19 protein-coding genes and 2 tRNA genes are annotated in these 25,063 nt (G+C 68.2%); 13 read left to right on the forward strand and 8 right to left on the reverse strand.

Annotated elements, in window-relative coordinates:
- Positions 1-2 precede the first annotated feature (2 nt).
- Positions 3-884, reverse strand: coding sequence for an FAD binding domain-containing protein (locus PV766_RS04155; RefSeq protein WP_064063298.1), 882 nt, complete (start codon positions 882-884; stop codon positions 3-5).
- Positions 885-1,134: 250 nt separating this feature from the next.
- Between PV766_RS04155 and PV766_RS04160 the strand changes: the two genes are divergently transcribed.
- From PV766_RS04160 to gdhA, 3 genes are all read left to right on the forward strand, one after another.
- Entirely contained in the window at positions 1,135-1,791 is a 657-nt protein-coding gene (locus tag PV766_RS04160; RefSeq protein WP_421096455.1) for a DedA family protein, read from the forward strand.
- 61 nt (positions 1,792-1,852) lie between these two features.
- A tRNA-Arg gene (locus PV766_RS04165) sits at positions 1,853-1,926 on the forward strand.
- 202 nt (positions 1,927-2,128) lie between these two features.
- Positions 2,129-3,472 carry an NADP-specific glutamate dehydrogenase gene (gene gdhA, locus PV766_RS04170; RefSeq protein WP_421096456.1) on the forward strand — a complete coding sequence of 448 codons (1,344 nt, stop codon included), beginning with the start codon at positions 2,129-2,131 and terminating at the stop codon, positions 3,470-3,472.
- 143 nt (positions 3,473-3,615) lie between these two features.
- Here the strand turns inward: gdhA and PV766_RS04175 are convergent, their stop codons facing one another.
- The 3 genes from PV766_RS04175 to PV766_RS04185 all read right to left on the reverse strand — a co-directional run bounded on the left by PV766_RS04175 (position 3,616) and on the right by PV766_RS04185 (position 6,790).
- Positions 3,616-5,358 (reverse strand): SelB C-terminal domain-containing protein, encoded by a 1,743-nt coding sequence (locus PV766_RS04175; protein WP_421096457.1) that lies wholly within the window; start codon positions 5,356-5,358, stop codon positions 3,616-3,618.
- Positions 5,358-6,662 carry an L-seryl-tRNA(Sec) selenium transferase gene (selA, locus tag PV766_RS04180; RefSeq protein ID WP_129976535.1) on the reverse strand — a complete coding sequence of 435 codons (1,305 nt, stop codon included), beginning with the start codon at positions 6,660-6,662 and terminating at the stop codon, positions 5,358-5,360. The genes PV766_RS04175 and selA overlap by 1 nt, the downstream gene beginning before the upstream one ends.
- A gap of 33 nt (positions 6,663-6,695) precedes the next feature.
- Positions 6,696-6,790, reverse strand: a tRNA-Sec gene (locus PV766_RS04185).
- Positions 6,791-6,848: 58 nt separating this feature from the next.
- Here PV766_RS04185 and selD point away from each other — a divergent pair.
- The 5 genes from selD to PV766_RS04210 all read left to right on the forward strand — a co-directional run bounded on the left by selD (position 6,849) and on the right by PV766_RS04210 (position 14,546).
- Positions 6,849-7,871, forward strand: coding sequence for a selenide, water dikinase SelD (gene selD, locus PV766_RS04190; protein WP_421096458.1), 1,023 nt, complete (start codon positions 6,849-6,851; stop codon positions 7,869-7,871).
- A gap of 110 nt (positions 7,872-7,981) precedes the next feature.
- Positions 7,982-11,281 (forward strand): formate dehydrogenase, encoded by a 3,300-nt coding sequence (gene fdh / locus PV766_RS04195; protein WP_421096459.1) that lies wholly within the window; start codon positions 7,982-7,984, stop codon positions 11,279-11,281.
- Positions 11,278-12,192, forward strand: coding sequence for a 4Fe-4S dicluster domain-containing protein (locus tag PV766_RS04200; protein WP_421096460.1), 915 nt, complete (start codon positions 11,278-11,280; stop codon positions 12,190-12,192). Before fdh ends, PV766_RS04200 begins: the two co-directional genes overlap by 4 nt.
- The gene (nrfD, locus tag PV766_RS04205) at positions 12,189-13,208 is read left to right on the forward strand and encodes an NrfD/PsrC family molybdoenzyme membrane anchor subunit (protein ID WP_129976533.1); all 1,020 of its coding nucleotides are present in this window, start codon (positions 12,189-12,191) and stop codon (positions 13,206-13,208) included. The genes PV766_RS04200 and nrfD overlap by 4 nt, the downstream gene beginning before the upstream one ends.
- Before the next feature lie 33 nt (positions 13,209-13,241).
- Entirely contained in the window at positions 13,242-14,546 is a 1,305-nt protein-coding gene (locus PV766_RS04210) for an L-lactate MFS transporter (RefSeq protein ID WP_064063289.1), read from the forward strand.
- A gap of 22 nt (positions 14,547-14,568) precedes the next feature.
- On the opposite strand, the gene PV766_RS04215 is transcribed toward PV766_RS04210, so the two are convergent.
- A complete protein-coding gene (locus PV766_RS04215) occupies positions 14,569-16,926 on the reverse strand; it encodes a LuxR C-terminal-related transcriptional regulator (RefSeq protein WP_421096461.1) in 2,358 nt (785 codons plus the stop codon).
- A 177-nt stretch (positions 16,927-17,103) separates the two neighbouring features.
- On the opposite strand from PV766_RS04215, the gene PV766_RS04220 reads away from it, so the two are divergent.
- A complete protein-coding gene (locus PV766_RS04220; protein ID WP_421096462.1) occupies positions 17,104-18,747 on the forward strand; it encodes a flavin-containing monooxygenase in 1,644 nt (547 codons plus the stop codon).
- A 35-nt stretch (positions 18,748-18,782) separates the two neighbouring features.
- Entirely contained in the window at positions 18,783-19,730 is a 948-nt protein-coding gene (locus tag PV766_RS04225; RefSeq protein ID WP_421096463.1) for an alpha/beta hydrolase, read from the forward strand.
- Between the two features lie 13 nt (positions 19,731-19,743).
- On the opposite strand, the gene PV766_RS04230 is transcribed toward PV766_RS04225, so the two are convergent.
- The 3 genes from PV766_RS04230 to PV766_RS04240 are packed head-to-tail and all read right to left on the reverse strand — an operon-like array spanning position 19,744 to position 22,386.
- A complete protein-coding gene (locus tag PV766_RS04230) occupies positions 19,744-19,989 on the reverse strand; it encodes a hypothetical protein (RefSeq protein ID WP_421096464.1) in 246 nt (81 codons plus the stop codon).
- Complete coding sequence (locus tag PV766_RS04235; RefSeq protein WP_421096465.1) at positions 19,967-21,223, reverse strand: fatty acid desaturase family protein; 1,257 nt, start codon at positions 21,221-21,223, stop codon at positions 19,967-19,969. Before PV766_RS04235 ends, PV766_RS04230 begins: the two co-directional genes overlap by 23 nt.
- A 44-nt stretch (positions 21,224-21,267) precedes the next feature.
- Entirely contained in the window at positions 21,268-22,386 is a 1,119-nt protein-coding gene (locus PV766_RS04240) for a ferredoxin reductase (protein ID WP_421096466.1), read from the reverse strand.
- 154 nt (positions 22,387-22,540) lie between these two features.
- On the opposite strand from PV766_RS04240, the gene PV766_RS04245 reads away from it, so the two are divergent.
- The 3 genes from PV766_RS04245 to PV766_RS04255 all read left to right on the forward strand — a co-directional run bounded on the left by PV766_RS04245 (position 22,541) and on the right by PV766_RS04255 (position 25,016).
- Positions 22,541-23,194, forward strand: a complete 654-nt coding sequence (locus PV766_RS04245; protein WP_016933735.1) for a TetR family transcriptional regulator — start codon at positions 22,541-22,543, stop codon at positions 23,192-23,194.
- Positions 23,195-23,272: 78 nt separating this feature from the next.
- Positions 23,273-24,106 carry an alpha/beta fold hydrolase gene (locus tag PV766_RS04250; RefSeq protein WP_421096467.1) on the forward strand — a complete coding sequence of 278 codons (834 nt, stop codon included), beginning with the start codon at positions 23,273-23,275 and terminating at the stop codon, positions 24,104-24,106.
- Positions 24,107-24,194: 88 nt separating this feature from the next.
- Positions 24,195-25,016: an acyl-CoA thioesterase gene (locus PV766_RS04255; protein ID WP_064065552.1), complete on the forward strand. Its 822-nt coding sequence runs from the start codon at positions 24,195-24,197 to the stop codon at positions 25,014-25,016.
- The last annotated feature ends 47 nt before the right edge of the window (positions 25,017-25,063 follow it).

Here is a 25,063-nt window from a genome sequence, read left to right on the forward strand (position 1 = left end):
GATCACACCCTTTCGGTGGCGCCGAGACGTTCGGCGGCTCGGCGCAGGGCACGCACCGTCAACTCGGACGCGAGGTGACGTTTGTAGGCGGCGGTGCCACGCTGGTCGGTCTCGGGATCGCAGGCCCGCGCGGCTGCGGCGCCGGCCTCTCGGAACAGGTCGTCGGACGGTGGCGCTCCCCGCAGCAGGTCGGTGATCGCCGACAACGCCTCGTCGTCGCCGCGCACGGCCGTCAGCCCGACCCGTGCGTCGGTGATCCGTCCTCCCGACGTCCACAGCGCGACACCCGCGGCGGCCACCGCCCAGTCGCCGGTGCGACGCTCGACCTTCTCGTACGCACTGGCCCCGGTGCCCTTCCTCGGCAACCGCACCTCGACGAGCAGTTCGTTCGGGGCGACCGCCGTCTCGTAGGGGCCGAGATGGAAGTCGTGGAAATCGAGCTCGCGCACCCCGCCCGGTCCGCGTACGACACAGGTCGCGCCGAGCACTGCACACACGGTGGACAGGTCCTCGGCAGGATCTGCCTGACACAACGACCCACCGAGCGTTCCACGATTGCGGACGACGGGATCGGCGATCACTCGCTCGGCATCGCGGAAGATCGGGAAGATCTCGGCGAGTTCGTCGGATTCGAGAAGCCGGCGGTGCCGGACCAGGGCACCGAGGCGCACGGACCCGGGTTCGAACACGATGTGATCGAGTTCGTCCGCGAGATCGTTGATGTCGATCAAGTACTCCGGATTCGCGAGCCGAAGTTTCATCATCGGCAGCAGACTGTGTCCGCCGGCGACGACCCGGGCCCCCTCTCCGTGCCGGTCGAGCAACTCGACGGCGTGATCCACTCCGGTGGCACGCTCGTACTCGAATGGGCCAGGAACCTGCATGAAGAACTCCCGCCATCAGGTGGCGCGGACCGGCTTTCCCCCACCGGCCGCCCACGATTCCCCCTTGGTGCGCCCATAGTAGACCCGAGTCGAGATCGATGCGACGAAACGGGCGAATCGGAATCGAATCGTTCTCTTGCGGTCGACGGTGTGTGCCGTAACGCCGCCCTCGTCCGGAGTCCTCGGCGGCGCGAGCGGATAGCGTGGAAGGAGCCGACCGGCGGACCCGACGGGAGCACCACGCATATCAATGGACGTGATCAACGAATTCATCATCGGCCAGGCCGCGGCCCTCTGGGTCTATCCGTTGGTCTTCGCCGTGTGCATCCTCGACGGCTTCTTCCCTCCGGTGCCCAGCGAGACCGTCCTGGTGACCCTGGCGTCCCTCTCGGGCTCGACCGGACTTCCCCACCTGTGGATCGTCGTCGTGCTCGCGGCGCTCGGCGCGATCATCGGCGACAACATCGCCTACACGATCGGACGGAAGGTCGGCACGGACCGGTTCCGGTGGATGCGCCGCCCGAAGGCACGAGCCGCTTTCGCGTGGGCGCGGCGCGGACTCGACAAGCGCGGCGCGGCAGTGATCCTCACGGCCCGCTACATCCCGATCGGCCGGATCGCTGTGAACATGACGGCCGGAGCGACCCGCTACCCACGGCAGAAGTTCGTGCCCCTCACGATCCTGGGCGGTACGACCTGGGCGCTGTACTCGGCGCTGGTGGGCCGTCTCGTCGGGGGCTGGTTCGAATCGCAACCGTTGTTGGGTGCGGCCGTGTCCATCTGCGTCGCGGTGGTCCTGGGGGTCGGAATCGATCACCTCGTCCAGCGGTTCAAGACCGGGGATGTGGACGTCCCCAGGGGCGAATCGAGCACCGGCGACGACCGCGGCACAGCACTCGAGCGATGACCCGCCGACGGTGAGGGTGCGTGCACCCGCTGCCGACGGCACCCGCTAAGATTCTGGCCGCGCCTCCGTAGCTCAGCTGGATAGAGCAAGAGCCTTCTAATCTCTAGGTCGCAGGTTCGAGTCCTGCCGGGGGCACCTCCCACCGCCGGCGGATCATTCGCGGCGGGGTCGCGCATCCTACTTCCGAAACGGGCAATTCGCTCTTTTCACACGCCGCTCCGGCCGTGTGTTTCTCATCCCACCTCGGTGCTGGGTTAACACATGCTAAGGACCACGTCCTATAGTTCTCGTCGTAAATCGCGTGTTACAGAATCCTCACAGAGTCAGGTAGGTGGGCGTGTCGACATCGGACCGCATCGAAGAGATCTACGAGCAGGTCAAGGCCCGCAACGCAGGTGAACCCGAATTCCACCAGGCTGCAGCCGAAGTGTTCGAGTCTCTGCATGTCGTGCTCGAGCGGCACCCCGGATACTTCGAATCCGGCCTGATCGAGCGCCTGTGCGAGCCCGAACGGCAGATCATCTTCCGTGTGCCGTGGATCGACGACCAGGGCAACGTCCACGTCAACCGTGGCTTCCGCGTGCAGTACAACAGCGTTCTCGGCCCCTACAAGGGCGGCCTGCGCTTCCACCCGAGCGTGAACCTCGGCATCGTCAAGTTTCTCGGCTTCGAGCAGATCTTCAAGAACGCTCTCACCGGCCTGCCCATCGGCGGCGGCAAGGGTGGCTCGGACTTCGATCCCAAGGGTCGCTCCGAGCAGGAGATCATGCGCTTCTGCCAGTCGTTCATGACCGAGCTGCACCGCCACATCGGCGAGTACACCGACGTCCCGGCCGGTGACATCGGTGTCGGTGGCCGCGAGATCGGCTACCTGTTCGGCCAGTACAAGCGCCTCACCAACTCCTACGAGTCCGGCGTGCTCACCGGCAAGGGCCTCACCTGGGGCGGTTCGCAGGTGCGCAAGGAGGCCACCGGTTACGGCGCGGCCTACTTCGTCAACGAGATGGCCAAGACCTCGGGAACCTCGCTCGAAGGTCGCACCGCCGTCGTCTCGGGTTCCGGCAACGTCGCGATCTATGCCATCGAGAAGATCCACCAGCTCGGTGGCACCGCGATCGCCTGCTCCGACTCCTCCGGTTACATCGTCGACCGCAAGGGCCTCGACGTCGCTCTCCTCAAGGAGATCAAGGAAGTCCGGCGCGGACGCATCTCCGAGTACGTCGACGAGCGCGGCGACGCCGAGTTCTTCCCCGGTGGCAACATCTGGAACGTGCCGTGCGACGTCGCACTGCCGTGCGCCACGCAGAACGAACTCGACGAGGACTCGGCGAAGACTCTCGTCAACAACGGCGTGAAGATCGTCGCCGAGGGCGCCAACATGCCCACCACTCCGGGTGGCATCAGCGTCTTCCGCGACGCCGGAGTCGCCTTCGCGCCCGGCAAGGCCGCCAACGCCGGTGGTGTGGCGACCTCGGCACTGGAGATGCAGCAGAACGCCTCGCGCGATTCGTGGCACTTCGACTACACCGACGAGCGTCTCGCCGGCATCATGGCCGACATCCACGGCCGCTGCGTCGAGACCGCCGCCGAGTACGGCAAGCCGGGCGACTACATCCACGGCGCCAACATCGCCGGCTTCGTGAAGGTCGCCGACGCGATGTTCGCACTGGGCGTCATCTGACGACCCACTTCTCACACGCGAGTGCGGGTACCGACGAGGTCGGTACCCGCACTTCGTGTTTCGACACACTTCGTGGTCGGGTGCACGTCACCTCGCGCATCCGCGCAGAACGGGACCCGACCGCCCCGACAGTCGGTGCCGCCCTAGTGGACGATCTCGCGACGGTCGTCGGGGAGCCGTCGCGTACGGCCCGCCTTGTCGAGCCGGTCGAGCAGCGGCAGGACCACCCGCCGTGTCGTTCCCAGCCGCTCGCGTGCCGCACTGGTCGTGAAGGGCTGTTCCAGCTCTCCCAGCAACTCGACGGCAGCATCGGCGGCGTCGGGTAGCAGGACGATGCCCGGACCGACCCGCCACAGTCGTCCGCTGCGCTCGGCCGCGCCCAGTGCACGGTCGTCGAGGCCGAGTTCGCGGAGTCGATCGGCGGTCGGGGCCGCGAACGGGGCGGCCGACAGGTCGCGGCGCACCTGCTCGACGGCCTTGCGGATCTTCGTCGGCAGACCGTCGGCTCCCGGAGCGATCACCCGTCCCCCTACGACTTCGAGAGGCGGCCGTACCAGCGCACGCACGAGGTCGGGAGTGGGAAGCCGCAACTGCGATGCCAGCACGGTCAACGGTGCCGCCGGGTCCAGGGGATGAGCGCGAGCGTGTGCCTGCACGAGGGCGGGCAGCCGATCGGTGACCGCTCGCGCGAGGCCGGGTGCGACGAGCCACGGACCCACCACCAGGTGATCTCCCTCCTCGAGAGGGATGCCCAACTGACGCAACCGCTGACGGTGCAGGATTCCGCGGCGGGCGAGTTCGTCGGCCAAGTTCGGCGTACCGTCGGCACCCGCGAGTTGCCGGGCACGGCGTGCCGCGGCACCACGCCGCCGGAAGCGGGGCGGGTCCGGATCGAGAACGTCGGCCCGCCAGATCGTGCGGCGACCCGGATCGCGCAGCAGCGCGCGGTCGCCGATCCGCAGGGGCAGCGGGCGATCGAGAGTGAGCCGGACGAGATCGCCCGCCAGCGGACGACAGTGGACGCCGACGTCGGCAGCACCGATGTGGAGAACTGGGGCGACGGGAGGCCGGTCCTCGCCGCTGATCCGCACGTCGACGACGGACGTGTGGTGCCACGCACCGGGCGTCACGAGCACACTGCCCCGCCCCAGGTCGTCGATCCGGCCGGTGAGATTGAGGGCGACCCGGGCCACGCCGCTCACCGCGGTCCGGTCGCGCCCGAGTGCCTGCACGCCACGGACCCGCAGCGGTGCGCTGCCGAGTGCGAGGGTGTCGCCGACCCGGACCGTGCCGGCGGGAAGCGTTCCGGTGACGACGGTTCCGGACCCGCGCACGGTGAACCGGCGGTCCACCCAGAGCCGGACATCGCCGTGCGGATCCGGATCCGGGAGCGCGGCGACCATCGTCGTCAACGCGGCCCTGAGATCGTCGAGGCCCATCCCGGTGCGTCCGCTCACAGCGACGACGGGCGCCCCCGCCAGGCTCGTGCGGGCGACCTCCGCCGCGGCCCGCGCGGCTGCGGGACCCGGGTCGGCGAGATCGGCGCGGGTCACCGCGACGACCGCGTGGCGCACGCCGAGCGCGTCGAGCGCCGCGAGATGTTCGGCTGCTTGGGGCATCCACGGATCGTCGGCGGCCACCACGAACAGCGCGGCCGGGACCGATCCCACCCCGGAGAGCATCGTCGTCAGGAAACGCTCGTGTCCGGGGACGTCGACGAAGGCGACCTCCCCCACTCCGGGCCAGGACGTCCAGCAGTAGCCGAGCTCGATGGTCAGTCCTCGCCGCCGTTCCTCGGCGAGCCGATCCGGATTCGCGCCGGTGAGCGCTTCGACCAGCGTCGACTTGCCGTGGTCGACATGACCGGCGGTCGCGACGACGTGCATCAGCGTCCTTCGCGGCGGGCCACACGCGTCACGGCGCCGATCAGATCGCGGTCCTCACCGGGGTCGACGGCGAGCAGGTCGAGCAGCAACCTGCCCCGTTCCACACGGCCGACGACCGGGTGTTCGCCGAGACGCAACGGCACGGCGAAGTGTTCGGGCAGCGCGATCGCCACGCTCGGCAGGGTCACATCCGGGGCGCCGCCACCACCGACGACGCCGTCGGAGTCGACCACCTCGGGCTCGCACTCGGCAGGCAGCGCAGCGCAGATCGCCCGGGCACGGGCGCGAAGGTCCTCCGGCCGCGTGGCCAGTGCTGCCGCGACGGGAGGCGTCGGTCCCGTCAGGGTCGCTTCCAGCGCGGCGAGGGTGAGCTTGTCGACGCGTAATGCCCGTGCGAACGGATCGCGGCGCAGGCGTTCCACCAGCTCGGCCCGTCCGAGCAACAGCCCCGCCTGCGGACCACCCAGCAGCTTGTCGCCCGAAGCCGTGACCAGGTCGGCGCCGGCGCGCAGGGCACTGGTGGCGTCGGGCTCGTTCGGCAGGCGTGGATGCGGTGCAAGCAGTCCCGACCCGATGTCGACCACGACGGGCGGACCGAGCCCCGTGAGTTCGCGGACCGAGACGGACGACGTGAAGCCGGTGACCGTGAAGTTCGACGGATGCACCTTGAGGACGAAGGCGGTGTCGTCGTCGACGGCCGCGGCGTAGTCGCTCAGGCGGACACGGTTGGTGGTACCGACCTCCCGCAGCGCGGCACCGACCGATTCCAGCAGTTCCGGGATCCGGAAGCCGTCGCCGATCTCGACCAGTTCGCCCCGCGCGATCACGATCGAGCGGCCCCCGCGCGCAAGCACCCGCGTGGCCAGAGCGAGAGCGGCGGCACCGTTGTTGACCACGTGGACGCCTCCGGCATCCGGTACCTGCTCGGCGAGCGCCTCGAGAGCGCCGCGGCCGCGCCGCCCGCGCCTGCCGGTGGCCAGATCGAGCTCGACATCGGTCGCGCCCGCCGCGGTCGTCACGGCTTCGACCGCCGCGCGGGAGAGGGGGGCGCGGCCGAGATTGGTGTGCACCACCACGCCGGTCGCGTTGAGGACGCGACGCAGGGTGGCCGCCTGTTGCGGCAACGATTCGGCCGCGACGTCGGCGACGGCCCCCGGCTCGATCTCTCCGTCGCGGCACCGCTGCTGGGCCGCGACCACGGTCTGCTTGACCAGACGGGAGCCGAGCCGGTCGACGGCTTCGCGCAGGCGCGGATCGGCCAGGACCTGGTCGGTGCGGGGAACATCCCGTCGCGGATCCGGCACGCGCCTCCTCATCCCACACTCGACGACAAAATTTGGCGGAGGCGGACGGGAATCGAACCCGCCCAGCCCAGATACTGGGCCACAACGGTTTTGAAGACCGCGACCGTCACCAGACGAGAACCACCTCCGCGCTCACCCTAACCGAAGCCGAGCCCTCGGTTACGGCACGCCCGTATGTTCGGTCGTATGACCGCACACGTCGACCTTCCCGAGGGCGCCATCCGACTCACCCAGTACGCGGCCGGCGGCGGCTGCGCGTGCAAGGTTCCACCGGGCGAACTCGAACGGGTGCTCGGTGGCCTGCAGGGTGGACGAGCGACCGGCGAACTGCTGGTCGGTGTGGAAAACGGCGACGACGGCGCCGCGGTCCGGATCGACCCCGCACCCGACGGGAGCGGACGGGCCGTCATCGTGACGGCCGACTTCTTCACCCCGGTCGTCGACGATGCCTACGACTGGGGCCGCATCGCCGCCACCAATGCCATGTCCGACGTCTACGCGATGGGCGGCACGCCGATCGTCGCGGTCAACCTCCTGGGCTGGCCGCGCGAACTCATCCCGTTCGAACTCGCAGCCGAGGTGATGCGGGGCGGTGCCGACGCGTGCGCCGAGGCGGGTGCTCATCTCGCCGGAGGGCACAGCATCGACGACCGCGAACCGAAGTACGGACTGGCGGTGACCGGGCTCGGCGATCCGGATCGCCTGCTGCGCAACGACGCTGCGACACCCGGCCTGCCGCTCACCCTCACCAAGCCACTCGGCCTCGGCATCCTCAACAACCGTCACAAGGCCACCGGCGAGCGGTTCGAGGAGGCGGTAGCGGTGATGACGACCCTCAACCGCGAGGCCGCGCAACTCGCCCACGCCGCAGGTGTCCGCGCCGCCACCGACGTCACGGGTTTCGGTCTGCTCGGCCATCTGATGAAGATGATGCGGGCCAGTGGCACGACCGCCGTGCTCGATGCCGCGGCCGTGCCGTACGTCGCGGGAGCGCGCGAGTCGCTCGCAGAGGGATTCGTGCCCGGCGGGAGCCGTCGCAATCTCGATTGGGTCCGTGACGAGGTCGACTCCGAGGTGGACGACGACGAACTGCTGTTGCTCGCCGATGCCCAGACCTCGGGCGGTCTCCTGGTCGTCGGGGAGCTCCCCGGTCATCCGGTGATCGGCGAGGTGGTCCCCGCGGGCGAGCACGCGATCCGGGTGCGCTGACCCCGACGACCGTCGGACATGCCGACACACCTGCACGGGATCCGGATTACCCGGCACGAAGCGCGGGTAGACGGTAGCTTCGGAAACGACAGCGCAGGAAAGGAGCACCGATGGCGGAGAAGGACACGTCCCTCCCCTGGCCCGTCCTGCGCCAGTTCCTCGGTAAGGACCTGCTCGGACGCGGCAGAGCCGCGCGTTCCCGTCGTACCGACGAGATCGAACCGCGCACCTCCACCGCCGATCGTGTCGCGCGCAGCGTGTGTCCCTACTGCGCTGTCGGATGCGGACAGAAGATCTTCGTCAAGGACGAACGGATCGTCCAGATCGAGGGCGACTCCGACAGCCCCGTGAACCGCGGGCGCCTATGTCCCAAGGGTTCGGCGAGCAAGAATCTCGTCACCAGCGAGCTGCGCGAGACCAAGATCCGTTATCGCCGGCCCTACGGCACCGAATGGGAAGATCTCGACCTCGACACGGCCATGGAGATGGTCGTCGATCGTGTGCTGAAGACCCGTCGCGAGACGTGGCAGGAGTTCGACGACAAGGGCCGCCGTGTCCGGCGCACGATGGGCATCGCGAGTCTCGGCGGTGCGACGCTGGACAACGAGGAGAACTACCTCATCAAGAAGCTGTTCACAGCGATGGGGGCGGTCCAGATCGAGAACCAGGCCCGCATATGACACTCCGCCACCGTCCCCGGTCTGGGGACCAGCTTCGGGCGCGGCGGCGCCACCGGCTATACAGCCGACCTGGCCAACGCTGACTGCATCATCATCCAGGGTTCCAACATGGCCGAAGCCCACCCGGTGGGCTTCCAGTGGGTCGTGGAGGCCCAGAAACGTGGTGCCCGCGTCATCCACATCGACCCGCGCTTCACCCGTACGAGCGCGGTGGCGGACAAGCACGTCCCGATCCGGGTCGGCAGCGACATCGCCTTCCTCGGCGGCATCGTGAACTACGTCCTGAGCAACGAGCTGGACTTCCGCGAGTACGTCGTCGACTACACGAACGCTGCGGTGCTCGTCAGCGACAAGTTCGAGGACACCGACGACCTCGACGGGCTCTTCTCGGGCTTCGACCCCGAGAAGCGGACTTACGATCCGACGAGCTGGCAGTACGACGTGGAGGACGAATCCGGCGACCTGCACGCGTCGCAGGCCGACAACGCCGAGGAACACGCCGAGCATCGGGACACGGCCGCGGGCCTGCAGAACGAGTCGCACGGCATGCAGACGGCGAGCCACCCGAGGCGTGACGAGACCCTGCAGCACCCGCGGTGCGTCTACCAGGTGCTCAAGCGGCACTTCGCCCGCTACACCCCCGAGATGGTCGAGCAGGTGTGCGGCGTCTCGCAGGAGGACTTCCTCGACGTCTGCCGCGCATGGACCGAGAACTCCGGCCGGGAGCGGACGACGGCGCTCGTCTACAGCGTGGGCTGGACCCAGCACAGTGTCGGTGTGCAGTACATCCGCACCGGCGCGATCCTGCAGTTGTTGCTCGGCAACATGGGCCGCCCCGGCGGAGGCATCATGGCGCTGCGCGGTCACGCCAGCATCCAGGGCTCGACCGACATCCCGACGCTGTTCAACCTGTTGCCCGGCTACCTGCCGATGCCCGATGCGAACAAGCACCACACGTTCACCGAGTGGGTCGACAGCGTCCGCAACCCGGGCAGCAAGGGCTTCTGGTCGAAGGCCGACGCCTACGCCGTGAACCTGCTCAAGGCCTACTGGGGCGACGCGGCGACCGCCGACAACGACTACTGCTTCGACCACATGCCGAAGATCACCGGCGACCACGGCACCTACCGCTCGGTGCTCGACATGATCGACGGAAAGGTCAAGGGCTACTTCCTTCTCGGTCAGAACCCGGCCGTCGGCTCCGCTCACGGGCGCGCCCAGCGGCTCGGGATGGCGAACCTCGACTGGCTCGTGGTACGCGATCTGTTCGAGATCGAGAGCGCGAGCTTCTGGAAGGACTCCCCGGAGGTCGAGACCGGCGAGATCGTGACCGAGGAGTGTGCCACCGAGGTGTTCCTGTTCCCGGCGGCTTCCTACGCCGAGAAGGAAGGAACCTTCACCCAGACCCAGCGGATGCTGCAGTGGCGGGAGAAGGCCGTCGAGCCGCCGGAGGACTGCCGCTCGGAACTGTGGTTCTTCTACCACCTCGGCCGCATGATGCGGGAGCGTCTGGCCGCGTCCACCGACGAGCGCGACCGTCCGCTGCTCGACCTGGCATGGGACTATCCCGTACACGGTGAGCACGACGAGCCGAGTGCCGAAGCGGTGCTCATGGAGATCAACGGCTACGACGTCGCGACCCGGCGGCCGCTGTCGTCGTTCACCGAGATGAAGAACGACGGCTCCACGCTCGGTGGTTGCTGGATCTATACCGGGGTCTATGCCGACGGCGTCAATCAGGCCAACCGTCGCAAGTCCCGTCACGAGCAGTCGTTCGTGGCTCCCGAGTGGGGCTGGGCGTGGCCGATGAACCGCCGCATCCTCTACAACCGGGCATCCGCCGACCCCGAGGGCAGGCCGTGGAGCGAACGCAAGGCCTACGTGTGGTGGGACGAGGACGCACAGCAGTGGACCGGCGCGGACGTGCCGGACTTCGAGAAGACGAAGCCGCCGAGCTACCGCTCCCCCGACGGCGCCGACGGTGTCGAGGCGATCGAAGGGATCGATCCGTTCATCATGCAGGGCGACGGCAAGGGTGCCCTCTACGCCCCCCAGGGACTCGTCGACGGTCCGATGCCGACGCACTACGAACCGGTGGAGTCGCCGTTCCGCAATCCGCTCTACGCGCAGCAGGCCAACCCGACACGCATGGAGTACCGGCGCGACGACAATCCGATGAACCCCTCACCGCCGGAAGAACACAGCGACGTGTTCCCCTTCGTGTTCACGACGAGTCGTCTCACCGAGCACCACACCGCCGGCGGGATGAGCCGCTATCTCGAACATCTCGCCGAACTGCAACCGGAGATGTTCGTGGAGGTCTCCCCCGCCCTGGCGGCCGAGCGCGGACTCGAGCACATGGGCTGGTGCCACGTGATCACCGCCCGCTCGGCGGTCGAGGGCCGGGTACTGGTGACCGAGCGGTTGCGTCCACTGAAGGTCGAAGGCCGCACCGTGCACCAGATCTGGATGCCCTACCACTGGGGTGGCGGCGGCATGGTGACCGGCGACTCGACCAACGATCTGATCGGGATCACGCTGGACCCCAACGTGCTCATCCAGGAGAGCAAGGTCGGTACGTGCGACGTGCGGGCCGGACGCCGGCCGAGCGGACCGGCGTTGCGGGAGTACGTCGAGGGATATGCGCGGCGGGCCGGGGTAACCGACGGTGTGTACCCACCCGTCGTCACGATCTCGGATGACGGACGCACTCCGGAGGAGGACGAGTGACCGGCCCCAACAGCTTCTTCGGACCGATCGACCCGGCACCCGATGCCGGGTACGAGAATCCACCGGCTCGCAAGGGCTTCTTCACCGACACCAGTGTGTGCATCGGGTGCAAGGCCTGTGAGGTCGCCTGCAAGGAGTGGAACGACGTTCCCGAGAACGCGTTCGCGATGCTCGGCACCTCGTACGACAACAGTCATTCGCTCAACGCGAACCAGTGGCGGCACGTCGCCTTCATCGAGCGCCCGGCCGAGAAGAAGCCGGCGGTGTCGCTGGGGATGCCGACCGTCGGTGCGGCACCGAGCGAGCGGCCGGACGAGGAGAAGCCGGACTTCCGGTGGTTGATGTCCTCGGACGTGTGCAAGCACTGCACCCACGCGGCCTGCCTCGACGTGTGCCCGACCGGGTCGCTGTTCCGCAGCGAGTTCGGCACGGTGGTCGTGCAGGACGACATCTGCAACGGCTGCGGATACTGCGTGGCCGCGTGCCCGTACGGTGTCATCGACCGCCGCAAGGGCCCGGAGGGCGACCCGCAGGTCGGTATCGCCCAGAAGTGCACGCTCTGCTACGACCGGCTCACCGACGGCCAGACACCGTCCTGCGCGCAGGCGTGCCCCACGGAGTCGATCCAGTTCGGCGACGTCGAGGAACTGCGTGCCCGCGCCGACGAGCGCCTGGCGGCCCTGCACGAGCGCGGTGTGAGCGAGGCACGGCTCTACGGCAACGATCCCGAGGACGGGGTCGGCGGGACCGGCGCCTTCTTCCTGCTCCTCGACGAACCGGAGGTCTACGGCCTGCCCCCGGACCCGGTGGTGACGACCAAGGATCTGCCGGAGATGTGGAACCGTGCTGCCGTCGCGGCCGTCGCGATGCTGGCGGGCGCCGCCCTGTCGTTCCTGAGGAGGCGCGGATGACCCAGGTGCAGCACGGCGGCAGCCCGGGCGATTCCCGCCGGTCCGGAGGCGGTCGCGGCGGAGACCGCGTGATGGTGCCGGAGGCCGATTTCGAGTCCTATTACGGGCGCCCGATCGTGAAACCGGCCCCGTGGGAACACGACATCGCCGTCTACCTGTTCACAGGCGGCGTGGCCGCGGGGAGCTCGCTGCTCGCCGCAGGCGCCGATCTGACGGGCCGCGCCGCACTGCGCCGGGTGGCCCGATTCGGTTCGCTCGCATCGCTGCTCGTGAGTGTCGGTGCCCTCGTCCACGATCTCGGCAAACCGAGCCGCTTCCTCAACATGCTGCGGGTCGCCAAGCCGACCTCCCCGATGTCGGTCGGTACGTGGATCCTGTCGCTGCACGGTCCGTTCGCGGGTGTCGCGGCGGTCGCGGAGATCGCCGAGATGCTGCCCTCCCGGTGGAAGCGGGGGCCGGTGCGACTCCTGCTCGCGCTCGGCCGACCGGCCGGGATCGTAGGGGCGCTGACGGCGCCGCCGGTCGCCGCCTACACCGGTGTTCTGCTGTCCGACACCGCAACTCCGGCCTGGCACTCCGCCTACAAGGAGATTCCCTTCGTGTTCTGTGGGTCCGCGGCGGCCGCCTCGGGTGGTCTCGGGCTGCTGGGCGCACCGCTTGCCGAGGCCGGACCGGCGCGTACCTTCGCCGTCGGCGGTGCGCTCGCCGAACTCGTGCTCGAGCAGCGGATGGAGGAGTCCATGGGCCTGTCGGCCGAGACGCTCCACCAAGGGCGGGCCGGGCGATTCATGAAGGCCAGCAAGGCATTGACGGTGGCCGGTGCGCTCGGGGCGCTCGTCGGCCGTCGCCATCGGGCGGTGTCGGCGGTGTCCGGTGCCGCACTCATGGTCGGTTCACTGTGCACGCGACTCGGCGTCTACGAGGCCGGCATCGCATCGGCGAAGGATCCCAAATACACCGTCGTTCCCCAGCGTGAACGAGTCGATCGCGGGGAACCCGTTCGCTACCGCAGCTGAGATCCGGCTCGCGGGCAGAACGAAGGAGCACGCATGGACTCCGCCAAGCCCACGCGCGAACCACAGGGCGACACCGCGACGGCACAGCCTCCGGGTAGCTTCCGGTGGTTGCTCGTCGCCGGAGGTCTGTTGCTGCAGTTCTCGATCGGCGCGGTCTACGCATGGTCGGTCTTCGGTGGGGCCCTCGAGAGCGCCGACTCCTGGCAGCTCAGCACGGTCAAGGCGTCACTGCCGTTCACCGTCACCATCGGCATGATCTTCGTCGGCACCTATCTCGGTGGCCGCCTGCAGGATCTGAAGGGACCGCGCGTCGTCGCGCTCATCGGCGGGGTCATCTACGCCCTCGGCATTCTCCTCGCGTCGTTCACCAACGGTGCCGACGATTACTGGCTGCTCATCCTCGGATACGGTGTCATCAGCGGCTTCGGTCTGGGCTTCGCGTACATCGTCCCGATCGCCATGCTGCAGAAGTGGTTTCCCGACAAGACCGGTCTCATCACCGGGCTCGCGGTGGGCGGCTTCGGGTTCGGTGCGGTGCTCACCTCGCCGGTCGCGCAGTGGCTCATCGACCGGAACCCCGACGATCCCACGAGCGCCTTCCTGCCGCTGGGCATCGCCTACCTCGTGATGTCCCTCGCCGGCGCAGCGCTCTTCCGCAATCCGCCCGAGGGGTACACCGTGCCCGGTTACGAACCTGCTTCGAAGACCGGTGCCGGAGCGACGGGCGGCAAGGAGTACACCCAGGGAGAGGCACTGCGCACGCCCCAGTGGTATCTCCTGACCGCCATCCTCACCCTGTGTGTCACCGCAGGCATCTCACTGATCTCCCAGGCCAAGCCGAGTGCTTCCGACATCGCCGGCTTCAGCGCGAGCGGCGCGGCGGCACTCGTGGGCGCGCTCGCGATCTTCAACGGTGCCGGCCGGATCGTGTGGGCAGCGATCTCCGACCGCATCGGGCGGATGAGGACGTTCACCGCACTGCTCGTCCTGCAGGGCGTGTGCCTGATCGTGTTGCCGCACGCCGGCGGTGTCGTGCTGTTCTCGATCCTGGCCGCGATCATCTACCTCTGCTACGGCGGCGCTTTCGGCACCATGCCCGCCACTGCCGGCGATTTCTTCGGGGTCCGCAATGCCGGTGCCATCTACGGACTCATGCTCATCGGTTGGAGCATCGGCGGCATCATCGGCCCGATCATTGCGTCCACGCTGATCGGCGAGGACAAGGCCTACACCCTTGCCTACACCACCATCGGCATCATCGCTCTGGTGTCGGTGGTACTCACGTTGATCACCAAGGTGCCTGCGGCACGCCGAGAGTCCGTCCCGACACACTCCTGAACCCGGCTACCGCCCCGCCGGCTCACGCTCCGCGCTCTTCGTGGGCGTGCAACCACGACACGACCTGCGTGCGGGAGTGCACGCCGAGTTTGTCGAGGATCCGCTCGACGTGACCGTCGACGGTCCGGCGGGAGATGACGAGGCGGTCGGCGATCGCACGGTTGCTCAACCCTCCGGCGACGAGTGCCGCGATCTCCTGTTCCCGCTTCGTCAACGGTGATTTCTGTGAGACCGCGGCAGCTCGAGCACGCGGTATCCGGGATTCGGGAGTCCCACCCGGTTCCAGTGCGCTGCACACGAGATCGCCGATGGTCGCGCCGACCTGCGAACCGAGCAGCCCGGAGAGTGTCGCTTCGTCCACGGCGTCCCGGAGGCGTCGTTCCGCGGCGAGCGAATCCTGCTCGATGTGCGGTCCGAACGCGGCGATCGTCGTACCGAGACGCTGCCATACCGTCCGTGCGGCCCCGAGCAGTCCCGCCGATTTCTCCGGGTCGCCTTCGGCGCCCGCCGACCACGCCAGCAGTTCGATCGACAACGCCGTGCAGATCTTGTCCTCGAAATCGCGCTGGATGATCAGGGCCTCGTTCGCCGCTTCGACCGCAGAGCCCAGGCGCCCGAGATGGAAGTGGGCGAGCCCGGAGACCCACAGCGCATAGGCCTTGTTCCACCGCTCGCCGTGCTGGTCCGCCATGTCGACGACATGAGCGCACGTCGCCAGGGCGTCGTCGAGTCGTCCGTCGTAGGTCTGCGCCATCGCCAGCTGGAACAGGCAGGTCAGGTGGGCGGCGTGATCGCCGTGCGCACGATGCACCCGGGCCGCACGGAGGTAGAGGTCGATCGCCTCGGCCGTCGCGCCGCAGAACAGGGCGTGCAGAGCACTCCAGTGATCGCAATGTGCCCGCAACCGGACGTCGCCGGATTCGTCCGCGATCGAACGACACTCGGCGAGGTGGACCGCCGCCCCGTCGCGATCACCCTGGATGAGCGCCGTCCACGCGGTCACCCACAGCACGTTGCCGCGCTCGCTGCTCGAACGCGGAAGTCGTTGCAGGAGCCGCTCGAGCCGGGCCCGCCCGGTGGACAGGTACCCGCCCGCGATCCAGTGGTACCGCAGCGCGACGGCGAGCGCCGCCCCCGCGGCGAGTTCGTCGTCGTCCCGGATCGACCGGTCGAGCGCTGCCATGAAATCCGTGTGGTCGGCGCGCATCGACGACAACAGGGCGGATTGTCTCGGCCCGTACCAACTCTCGGCACAGCGACGGGCACGATCGAGATAGTGCTCGCAATGCCGCCGGTACAACCGCTCCCGCTCCTCGCGGACGTCGAGCAGTTCGTGACCGTACTCGCGCACGGTCACCAATTGCGAGTACCTCAACACCGACGACGAACGGTCGACACCCACGAGCGACTTCGCGATCAACCTGTCGAGCAGGTCGATGACCTGCTCGCTCGGCAGATCCTCGTCGGCGCAGACGGTCTCCGCGCCCTCGAGGTCGAAGCTGCCGGTGAACACCGACAACCGCGCCCACAACGTCCGCTCGGCATCGGAGCACAGTTCGTAGCTCCAGTCGATCAGGGCACGCAACGTCTGCTGGCGCGGCACCGCCACACGACTGCCTCCGGTGAGCAACGCGAAACGCCGGTCGAGTCGTTCGACGAGTTGCGCCGGAGACAACGAACGCAGGCGGGTCGCGGCGAGTTCGAGAGCGAGCGGAACGCCGTCGAGTGCAATGCACAGTTGCGCAACGGCATCGGCGTTGTCGTCGGTCACCTCGAACCCCGGGACCACCTGCCGCGCCCGGTCCACGAGCAGACCGACCGCTTCGAATCGTTCGAGATCCGCCGCCCTGTTTCCCGTCGACCGGCTCGGCGTGGTCAGAGGCGGAAGCACGTACTCCGCCTCCCCCGGCACACTCAGAGGCTCACGACTGGTGGCGAGGATCCGCACCTCGGGCGCATCGCCGAGGACGGCAGCAACGACGTCGGCCACGGTCCCGATCACGTGCTCACAGTTGTCGACCACGATCAGCATGTGCTTGTCGCGGAGATGGTCGACGATCTTGTCCATCACGGGCCTGGTGGACTGGTCGGTCACCCCCAGCGCGGCCGCCGCGGTCGAGGGAACGGATTCCGGGTCGCGCACGACCGCCAGGTCGAGCCAGCGGAACGAGTCGCGGAAAGCTCGCGATGTCCGCACCGCCAACTCCTCGGCCAACCGTGTCTTTCCCACGCCCCCCGGGCCGAGGATCGTCAGCACACGGGTCCGCTGGAGGCACGACCGCGCCTCATCGATCTCGCGACGGCGACCGACGAAGGTCGTCACCGAACGGGTGGGTCCCGATATACGGGGCAGCGCAGATTCCGGGAGGGCAGATTCCATCGTCACGCTTCTCAGTGATAGTGGGCCCAACATACCCGGGCGGTGGTGTGACGGCCAACACAGGTAGTGAATAGGGTAATTCACCCCGCGTCCTCGAGTGTGATCCGCGTCATCGTCGATGCAGACCTTCGGTTCACCCGCCGGAGCGACATCCCCGATACCGAGGAGCCAGGACAGATGACCACTTCGTCCAACACCCCCGACACCGACGTCGTCGTCGTAGGAGCCGGATTCGCCGGGTTGTACGCGCTGCACAAGCTCCGCGACACCATGAACATGTCGGTGCGCGTCTTCGAAGCCGGCGACGATGTGGGTGGAACCTGGTACTGGAACCGTTATCCCGGCGCCCGCTGCGACATCGAGTCGATCCACTACTCCTACTCGTTCGACGACGACCTGCAGCAGGAGTGGCAGTGGAGCGAGAAGTTCGCCGGGCAGCCGGAGATCCTCCGCTATCTGAACCACGTGGCCGACCGCTTCGACCTGCGGAGGGGAATCACATTCGGCACGCGGGTGATCGGCGTGCACTGGGACGACGAGAACTCGTGGTGGTCGGTCCGCACCGACACCGGCGAAACCGTGACGGCCCGGTGGTTCATCTCCGGTGCCGGTAACCTCTCGGTCCCCAAGAAGCCCGAGTTCGGGGGGATCGAGAACTTCCGCGGCGAAGTCCTGCTCACCGGCAACTGGCCGCACGAACCCGTCGACTTCACCGGCAGGCGCGTCGCGGTCATCGGCACCGGTGCCAGTGGAATCCAGGCGATCCCTGTGATCGCGCAACAGGCCGCGGAACTGGTGGTCTTCCAGCGCACACCGCAGTTCGCCACCCCGCTCGGGAACGGCCCGCTCGACCCGCAGGTGCTCGACGAGGCCAAGAAGGTCTACCCCGAACTGAGAGAGGCCGCGCGCAACCACTTCCTGGGTGTTCCGTTCGACCAGGTCCGGCCGTCGGCACTGGCCGTCGACGCCGAGGAGCGTCGGCGGGTGTTCGATGAACGCTGGAATGCGGGCGGGTTCCGCCTGTTCATCGACAGCTTCCAGGACATCCTCGTCGACAGGAAGGCCAACGACACCGCCGCCGAGTACATCCGCGAACGGATCCGGGAGCGGGTGCAGGACCCTGACAAGGCCGACAAGCTCGCACCCAGGGGATACGCCTACGCCACGAAACGTCCCCCGCTCGAGACGAACTACTACGAGGCCTACAACCGTGACAACGTGCAGCTCGTCGATGTGAAGAGCACCCCGATCAGCGAGATCACCGAAACCGGCGTGCGCGTCGGCGACCGTACTTACGAGGTGGACACCATCGTGCTCGCGACCGGCTTCGACGCGATGACCGGCCCGCTCATGGCCATGGACATCCGTGGACGCGGCGGACTGCGCCTGGCCGACAAGTGGGCGCACGGGCCACGCACCTGTCTCGGCATCATGATCGACGAGTTCCCCAACCTCTTCACGATCACCGGGCCCCAGTCGCCCTCGGTGCTCTACAACATGCCGCTGGCCATCGAAGATCATGTCGACTTCGCGACCGACGCGATCGCGTATCTGCGCGCACACGATCTCGACGTCATCGAACCCACCGCCGAAGCCGAAGCCGACTGGGTGCGCACCACCACCGAGATCGCCGAACAGACGCTGCTGCCGCAGACCGACTCGTGGTACATGGGCGCGAACATCCCCGGTAAACCGCGTGCCTGCATGGTCTATCTGGGCGGTGCCCCGGCCTATCGGCAGACCTGTGCGGACATCGTCGAGGGCGGCTACGTCGGCTTCGACCTGGCCCCGGCACGAGTCACCGTCCCGGCCGCCTCGTAGCGCGCGCTTCTCCCCATCTCGGAAGGAAGATACCCATGGCACTCGACGAGCACGCCGCCGGCCTCATCACAGGACTCGAGCAGCAGGGATTCACGTCGTTCTCGCAGATGACGGTCGAGCAGGTCCGCGCCACGATCGCGACCTTCACCGACCTCCAACTCCCACCGCAGGACGTCGACCGCGTGGACGAGACCCACTACGAGAGCGACGGCATCCCTCTCCCCCTACAGATCTACACCCCCGGGGCCGACTCCGGTCCCCGGCCGGTGGTGCTCTACTTCCACGGCGGCGGGTTCGTCGCCGGCGACCTCACCGTGGTGGACGAACCGGCGCGGGCGATCTCCCGCGCCACCGGGGCCACCGTCGTGACCGCGGGATACCGCCTCGCGCCGGAACATCGGTTCCCCGCGGCGACCGACGATGCCTGGGCTGCGTTGCAGTGGGTCACCGCCCACATCGCCGAGTACGGCGGTGACCCGGACGACGTGGTGGTCATGGGCGACAGTGCCGGTGGCAATCTCGCGGCCGGTGTCACCTTGCGGGCCCGCGACGAGGGAGCGCCCGCGTTGCGGGGGCAGGTCCTGATCTATCCGGCTGTGGACCGGGCTGCGGACGTGCCCTCGCGCCGCGAGTTCGCCGAGGGATACATCATCACCGCCGCCGACATGGACTGGTTCCTCGAGCAGTACTTCGCGTCGGCCGAGGACGCAGAGAAGCCGTACGCACTTCCGGCTCGTGCCGAGCGTTTCGACGGCCTGCCACCGACCCTGGTGCTCACCACCGAGAACGAAGTGCTCCGCGACGAAGGTGAGCTCTACGGACAACGTCTACGGGAGGCCGGTGTGGACGTGACGATCCGCCGTTTCGACGGACTCGTACACGGCGCCTTCTGGATGTCGGGCGCGGTGCCGCGCAGCGGCGAGATGCGCGACGAGGTGGCCGAGTTCATCACCCGTGTCACGACGGGCGTGCCCGCACGGTAGAGACCGCGTCTCGCTACTCCTCGGGAGGGGCCGAGCGATGCCGATCCGGCGTCGCCGGTTCTTCCTCGCGTTCGTCGTCGTCCCGTGCCGCGCGGGCGGCCTCCCGCATCTCGATCGCGTCGGTGATCCATTCACCGATCTCGCGGGTGACGTCCCGGACCGCTCCGGTGATGATCCCGGCGATCGCGCCGACGTGGGTGGCGGCCGACTCGGTGACCTCCTGGACCGTGTCCTTGTTACGCTCGAATCTTCCCACCATGTTCGACCCCCTCGATCGTGTCGTCCGCGAGGGTACCCGCATCGTCGAGCCGGCGATCGGTGGAGCGGTGACGTTGGATGATCACCTGCGACTCGGGTTCGGGCGCGAGCCAACCGGGTGGGAGGGCGAACTTGAAGATCTTCTTCCACACCGATGTCACCTGGGCGGTGAAGCCACCGGTGTTGTACGGAAGTCCGTGCTTCTCGCACAGCTCCCGCACCTTCGGGGCGAGCTCCGGATAACGGTGCGCCGGCAGGTCGGGGAACAGGTGGTGCTCGATCTGGTGCGACAGGTTTCCGGACATGATGTGGAACAGCGGGGAGCCGGTGATGTTCGCGCTGCCCAGCATCTGCCGGACGTACCACTCACCACGGGTCTCGTCGGCGGTCTCCTCCTCGGTGAAGGACTGCACACCGGACGGGAAATGGCCGCAGAAGATGATCGAGTACGCCCACACGTTGCGCACCACATTGGCGGTGACGTTGCCGAGCAGCGTCGGCACGAACATCGGGCCGCTCAGCAGCGGGAAGGCGACGTAGTCCTTGATCACCTGGCGACGGGCCTTGCGCCACCATCCCTTCGCGATCGGGATCACACGGCGCCACGACCGCGTGCCGGCGACGATCCGATCGACCTCGGCATCGTGCATCATCACGCCCCACTCGAACATGAACATGAGCACGGTCGCGTAGACCGGGTTGCCGAGATAGTAGAGATGCCACTTCTGCGCGGGGTCCATGCGCAGGATCCCGTATCCGATGTCGCGATCCTGACCGAGGATGTTGGTGTAGGTGTGGTGCAGGTAGTTGTGCGAGTGCCGCCACTGGTCCGACGGGCACACCGTGTCCCATTCGAATACACGCGAATTCAGCGACGGTTCGCGCATCCAGTCGTACTGGCCGTGCATCACGTTGTGCCCGATCTCCATGTTGTCGAGGATCTTCGACACGCTCAGCGCCGCCACGCCGGCGACCCAAGCGGGAGGGAGGAATCCGACGAACAACAGGCCGCGACCGGCGATCTCGAATCCACGTTGCGCCTTGATGATCCGGTAGAGATACTCGCGGTCCTCGTCGCCGAGGGAGGCGAGGGTCTGCTCACGCAGGGCGTCGAGTTCGCGGCCGATCTCCTCGACGCTGTCGTGGTCGAGCACGAGCGGTTCGGTCTCGGCCGCAGCGGTACGGCCCGACAGGAAGGGAAGGAAGGGCAGGGTGGGCAGGGACAATCCGAACATGGTGTCCTCCAATGTGTTTCGGTTGTACCGTTCGAACGGCCGGTTCAGAGTTCGACGGCGACGTCGCCGACCGGAGCGTTCACGCAGATCTGGATACGGCGGCCGGGTTCCGAATCGACGTCGCCGGTACGCACGTCGCGGGTGCACCCCGACAGCCTGACTGCGGTGCAGCTGTGGCAGATACCCATGCGGCATCCGTGTTCGGGCGTGAGACCGGCCGCTTCGGCCTGTGCGAGCAGCGTCGATCCGGTGTTCTCGGCAACGATGCCGGATTCGGCGAAGGAGATCTCACCGCCGGCATCATCTGTCGACGCGACCGATGGCACGAGGACGAATTCCTCGGTGTTCACCATGGCCTCGGCGCCGCGCTCGGCGTAGACCTCGCGGATGCTCGTGACCATCTCCGCCGGGCCGCACACGAAGGTGGGCGTGTCGGCGTACCAGGGTGCGACGGCCGCGAGGTGGCTGCGGTCGAACCGTCCGTGCAGCAGTCCGCCGCCGGATCGTGTGTGTGCATGGACGATCTCGATGTTGGGCCGGTCGGCGAGAACGTCGAGTTCGGCGCGGCGCGGGACGTGTCCGGGCGTACGGGTGTAGTAGAGCAGGACCGCGGACCCGTCGTACCCCTCGGCGACGAGACCGGTGAGCATCGACAGCACCGGCGTCAGCCCGGACCCCGCGGCGACGAACAGCAGCCGCCGCGGGCGAGGGCTCGGCACCACGAACTCGCCTGCCACAGGACCGAGTTCGACGACGTCGCCGACCCTCGCGTGGTCGTGGAGGTGACGCGAGACGGTGCCGTCGGGGTGCCTGCCGATGGTGAAGCGCAGGTCGGGATGCCACTGCGTCTCCGTATCCACGAGGGTGGGCGAATAGCAGCGCGTGTGCCGCACCCCGTCGACCCGCACCGCCACGGTCACGTACTGCCCCGGAAGGAGGCGGCACGACCGTGCGGGGCGCACCGTGAACGTGAGCGAATCGGTGGCACTTCGGTCCACATCTGTAATCCGGGCATAGTTCGCCGACGTGACGAGCAGCGGGTCGGCAAGTTCCAGATAGCGGTCCGGGTGGTGGGGGTAGGACAGCAATTCGAGTGCTCCTACCAGGAGCTTTCGTAACGAACCCGAGCGCGGGACGGGTGTCGGACGGTCGCGCACGATCATGTCTGTCCGCCTTTCGGTAGACCTCTGCGTGCTCAGTGAACGAATGTGCACTGAAATCAGTGTGACAGCCGGACACACCTGGCTGTCAACCCGGGTGTGATCGCGGTTACAGTTGCTCGGACACCGCCGAGCCCATCGTGCCTAGACTCGGAGCGTGTCCACCGCTTCCGCACCTCCGCCGACCACGCGCGCCGAACGCAAGGAACGCACGCGCCAGGCGCTTCTCGACGCCGCCCTCGACCTGTCCGCCGACCGAGGACTCGGCGGGGTGAGCCTGCGGGAGGTGGCCCGTCACGCGGGCATCGTGCCCACCGCGTTCTACCGGCACTTCTCGTCGATGGACGAACTCGGCGTCACCCTCGCCGCCGACACGATGCGGGTGCTGCGCCGTCTTCTGCGCGACGCGCGACGCACCCCCGGACCGTCCGGCGCCCGTCAGTCGCTGGACGTGCTGGTCCAGCAGGTACGGGCCCACAAGGCGACCTTCCGGTTCCTCGCCCGCGAACGCCACGGCGGAGTACCCGAGGTCGCCGCCGCCATCTCCGTCGAGTTGCGCCTGCTCACGAGTGAACTCGCCGCCGACCTGGGCCGCTCCCCCGGCTTCGACGACTGGGAGTTCGACGATCTCGAGATGGCCGCCGACCTGCTGGTGACCGCGATGCTCGACTTCGTCCTCGACCTTCTCGCCGTCGAACGTCCCGGCAGCGCGCAGGAAACGGAGGTGGTCACCCGCGCCGAGAAGCAGATGCGTCTGATCCTGCTGGGCACGGCGGCGTGGCGGCCACGTCGGACGTCCGGCGACCGGTGACGGGCCGGAGCGACTCCCGTTCGTCGAGGTGGACGGGAAATCCTGTCGGAGACCCTCCCCTTCCGTAACGTGGTTCCCATGGCATCGAGCGAACCCGCCACCTACGACGATTTGATCTTCGACGTGCGCGTGGCGGGTCCGAGGGACGGCACACCCGTCGTGCTCCTGCACGGCTTCCCCCAGACATCACGCAGCTGGACGCCGGTGGCCCGCCTGCTCGTCGAACGCGGTTTCCGCGTGATCGCCCCCGACCAGCGCGGATACTCCCCCGGCGCCCGGCCGACCGGCGTCGAGCACTACGGGGTGCCGGCGCTCGCCGGTGATGTCCTCGGTCTGCTCGACGAATTCGGTCTCGATCGCGTCCACCTCGCGGGACACGACTGGGGCGCTGCCGTGGCGTGGTACTTCGCCGCCCACCATCCCGACCGCGTCTCGGCGCTGACCGCGGTCTCGGTCCCCCACCTCGCCGCCTACGGCTGGGCGCTGCGCGAGGACGCCGACCAACGCGAGCGCTCCTCCTACATCGGCCTCTTCCGGGAGGAGGGCAAGGCGGAGGACCTCCTCCTCGCCGACGACGCGCGGCGCCTGCGGGCGATGTTCGCGCCGGGCGTCGACCGCGCCGCGGTGGACCACTACGTCGCCGCGATGTCCGCGCCGGGCGCTCTCACCGCCGCCCTGAACTGGTATCGCGCCATGACACGGGATCTCGATTCGACTCCCCCGGTCCGCGTCCCGACGACCTACCTCTGGAGCACCGCCGACATCGCGATCGGCCGCGCCGGCGCCGAACGGTGTGGTGAGTTCGTCGACGCCGACTACGACTTCGTGATCCTGCCCGACGTCTCGCACTGGATCCCGGAGGAGGCTCCTGCCGAGGTCGCGAACGCGATCGCGCGGCGACGGAACGCCTAGGCGGGCCCGAGCCGGTCGCCACCCGGATTCTCGGTATGTTGTCGTACGGATCCGACCTGCGCGACACCTTTTCCGAGGAGACCCTGTCATGACCGACGTCTCGGTGACCACTCACGTCTTCGACGCCGCCGTCGACCTGTTCGAAGTCCGGGACGATCGCACCGAAGGGCATACGCATCCCGCCTACGCGAACATGGTCGGCCCGTTCGGCGGTATCACCGCCGCGACCCTTCTGCGCGCGGTCGAACGGCATCCTGATGTCCTCGGCATGCCGCTGTCCCTGACGGTCAACTTCGCCGGACCCATCACCGACGGACCGTTCGACATCACGGCGCGACCGGTGCGCACGAACCGGACCACCCAGCACTGGTCGCTCGAACTGTCGCAGGGCGGCGAGGTCGCCACCACCGCGACGGCCGTCTTCGGTCTCCGTCGCCCCACCTGGTCGTCGACCGAACCGCAGGCACCGGCCGTCCCCGCACCCGACTCGCTCGAACCGACACCGCTGCCCGACTTCATCGCGTGGGCACGCAACTACGAGATGCGGTACGCCACCGGGGTCGTTCCCGAGGAGGGCAGCGCCGAGGTCGCCGACTCCACGTCGACCCTGTGGGTGCGCGACGTGCCGTCGCGCCCGCTCGACTTCGCCTCGCTCACCGCGATGTGCGACATCTTCTATCCCCGCGCCTTCCTGCGGCTGGGTCGGGTACTGCCGGCCGGCACGGTCTCCATGACGACCTACTTCCACGCCGACCCGGAGACCGTTGCCGCGCAATCCGACAGCCCCGTCCTCGCCACCGCACGGGCGCATCGCTTCGAACAGGGCTTCTTCGACCAGAGCGCTCGGCTGTGGGGACGCGACGGCGTCCTGCTCGCGACCTCGCACCAGATCGTCTACTTCAAGGCATGAGGCCGCTTCGAAGCGCGGAACGCGACGTCGCGCTCCGGCCCACGTCC

Source organism: Rhodococcus sp. As11, from assembly GCF_048957735.1.
GTDB classification, from domain to species: domain Bacteria; phylum Actinomycetota; class Actinomycetes; order Mycobacteriales; family Mycobacteriaceae; genus Rhodococcus; species Rhodococcus gordoniae.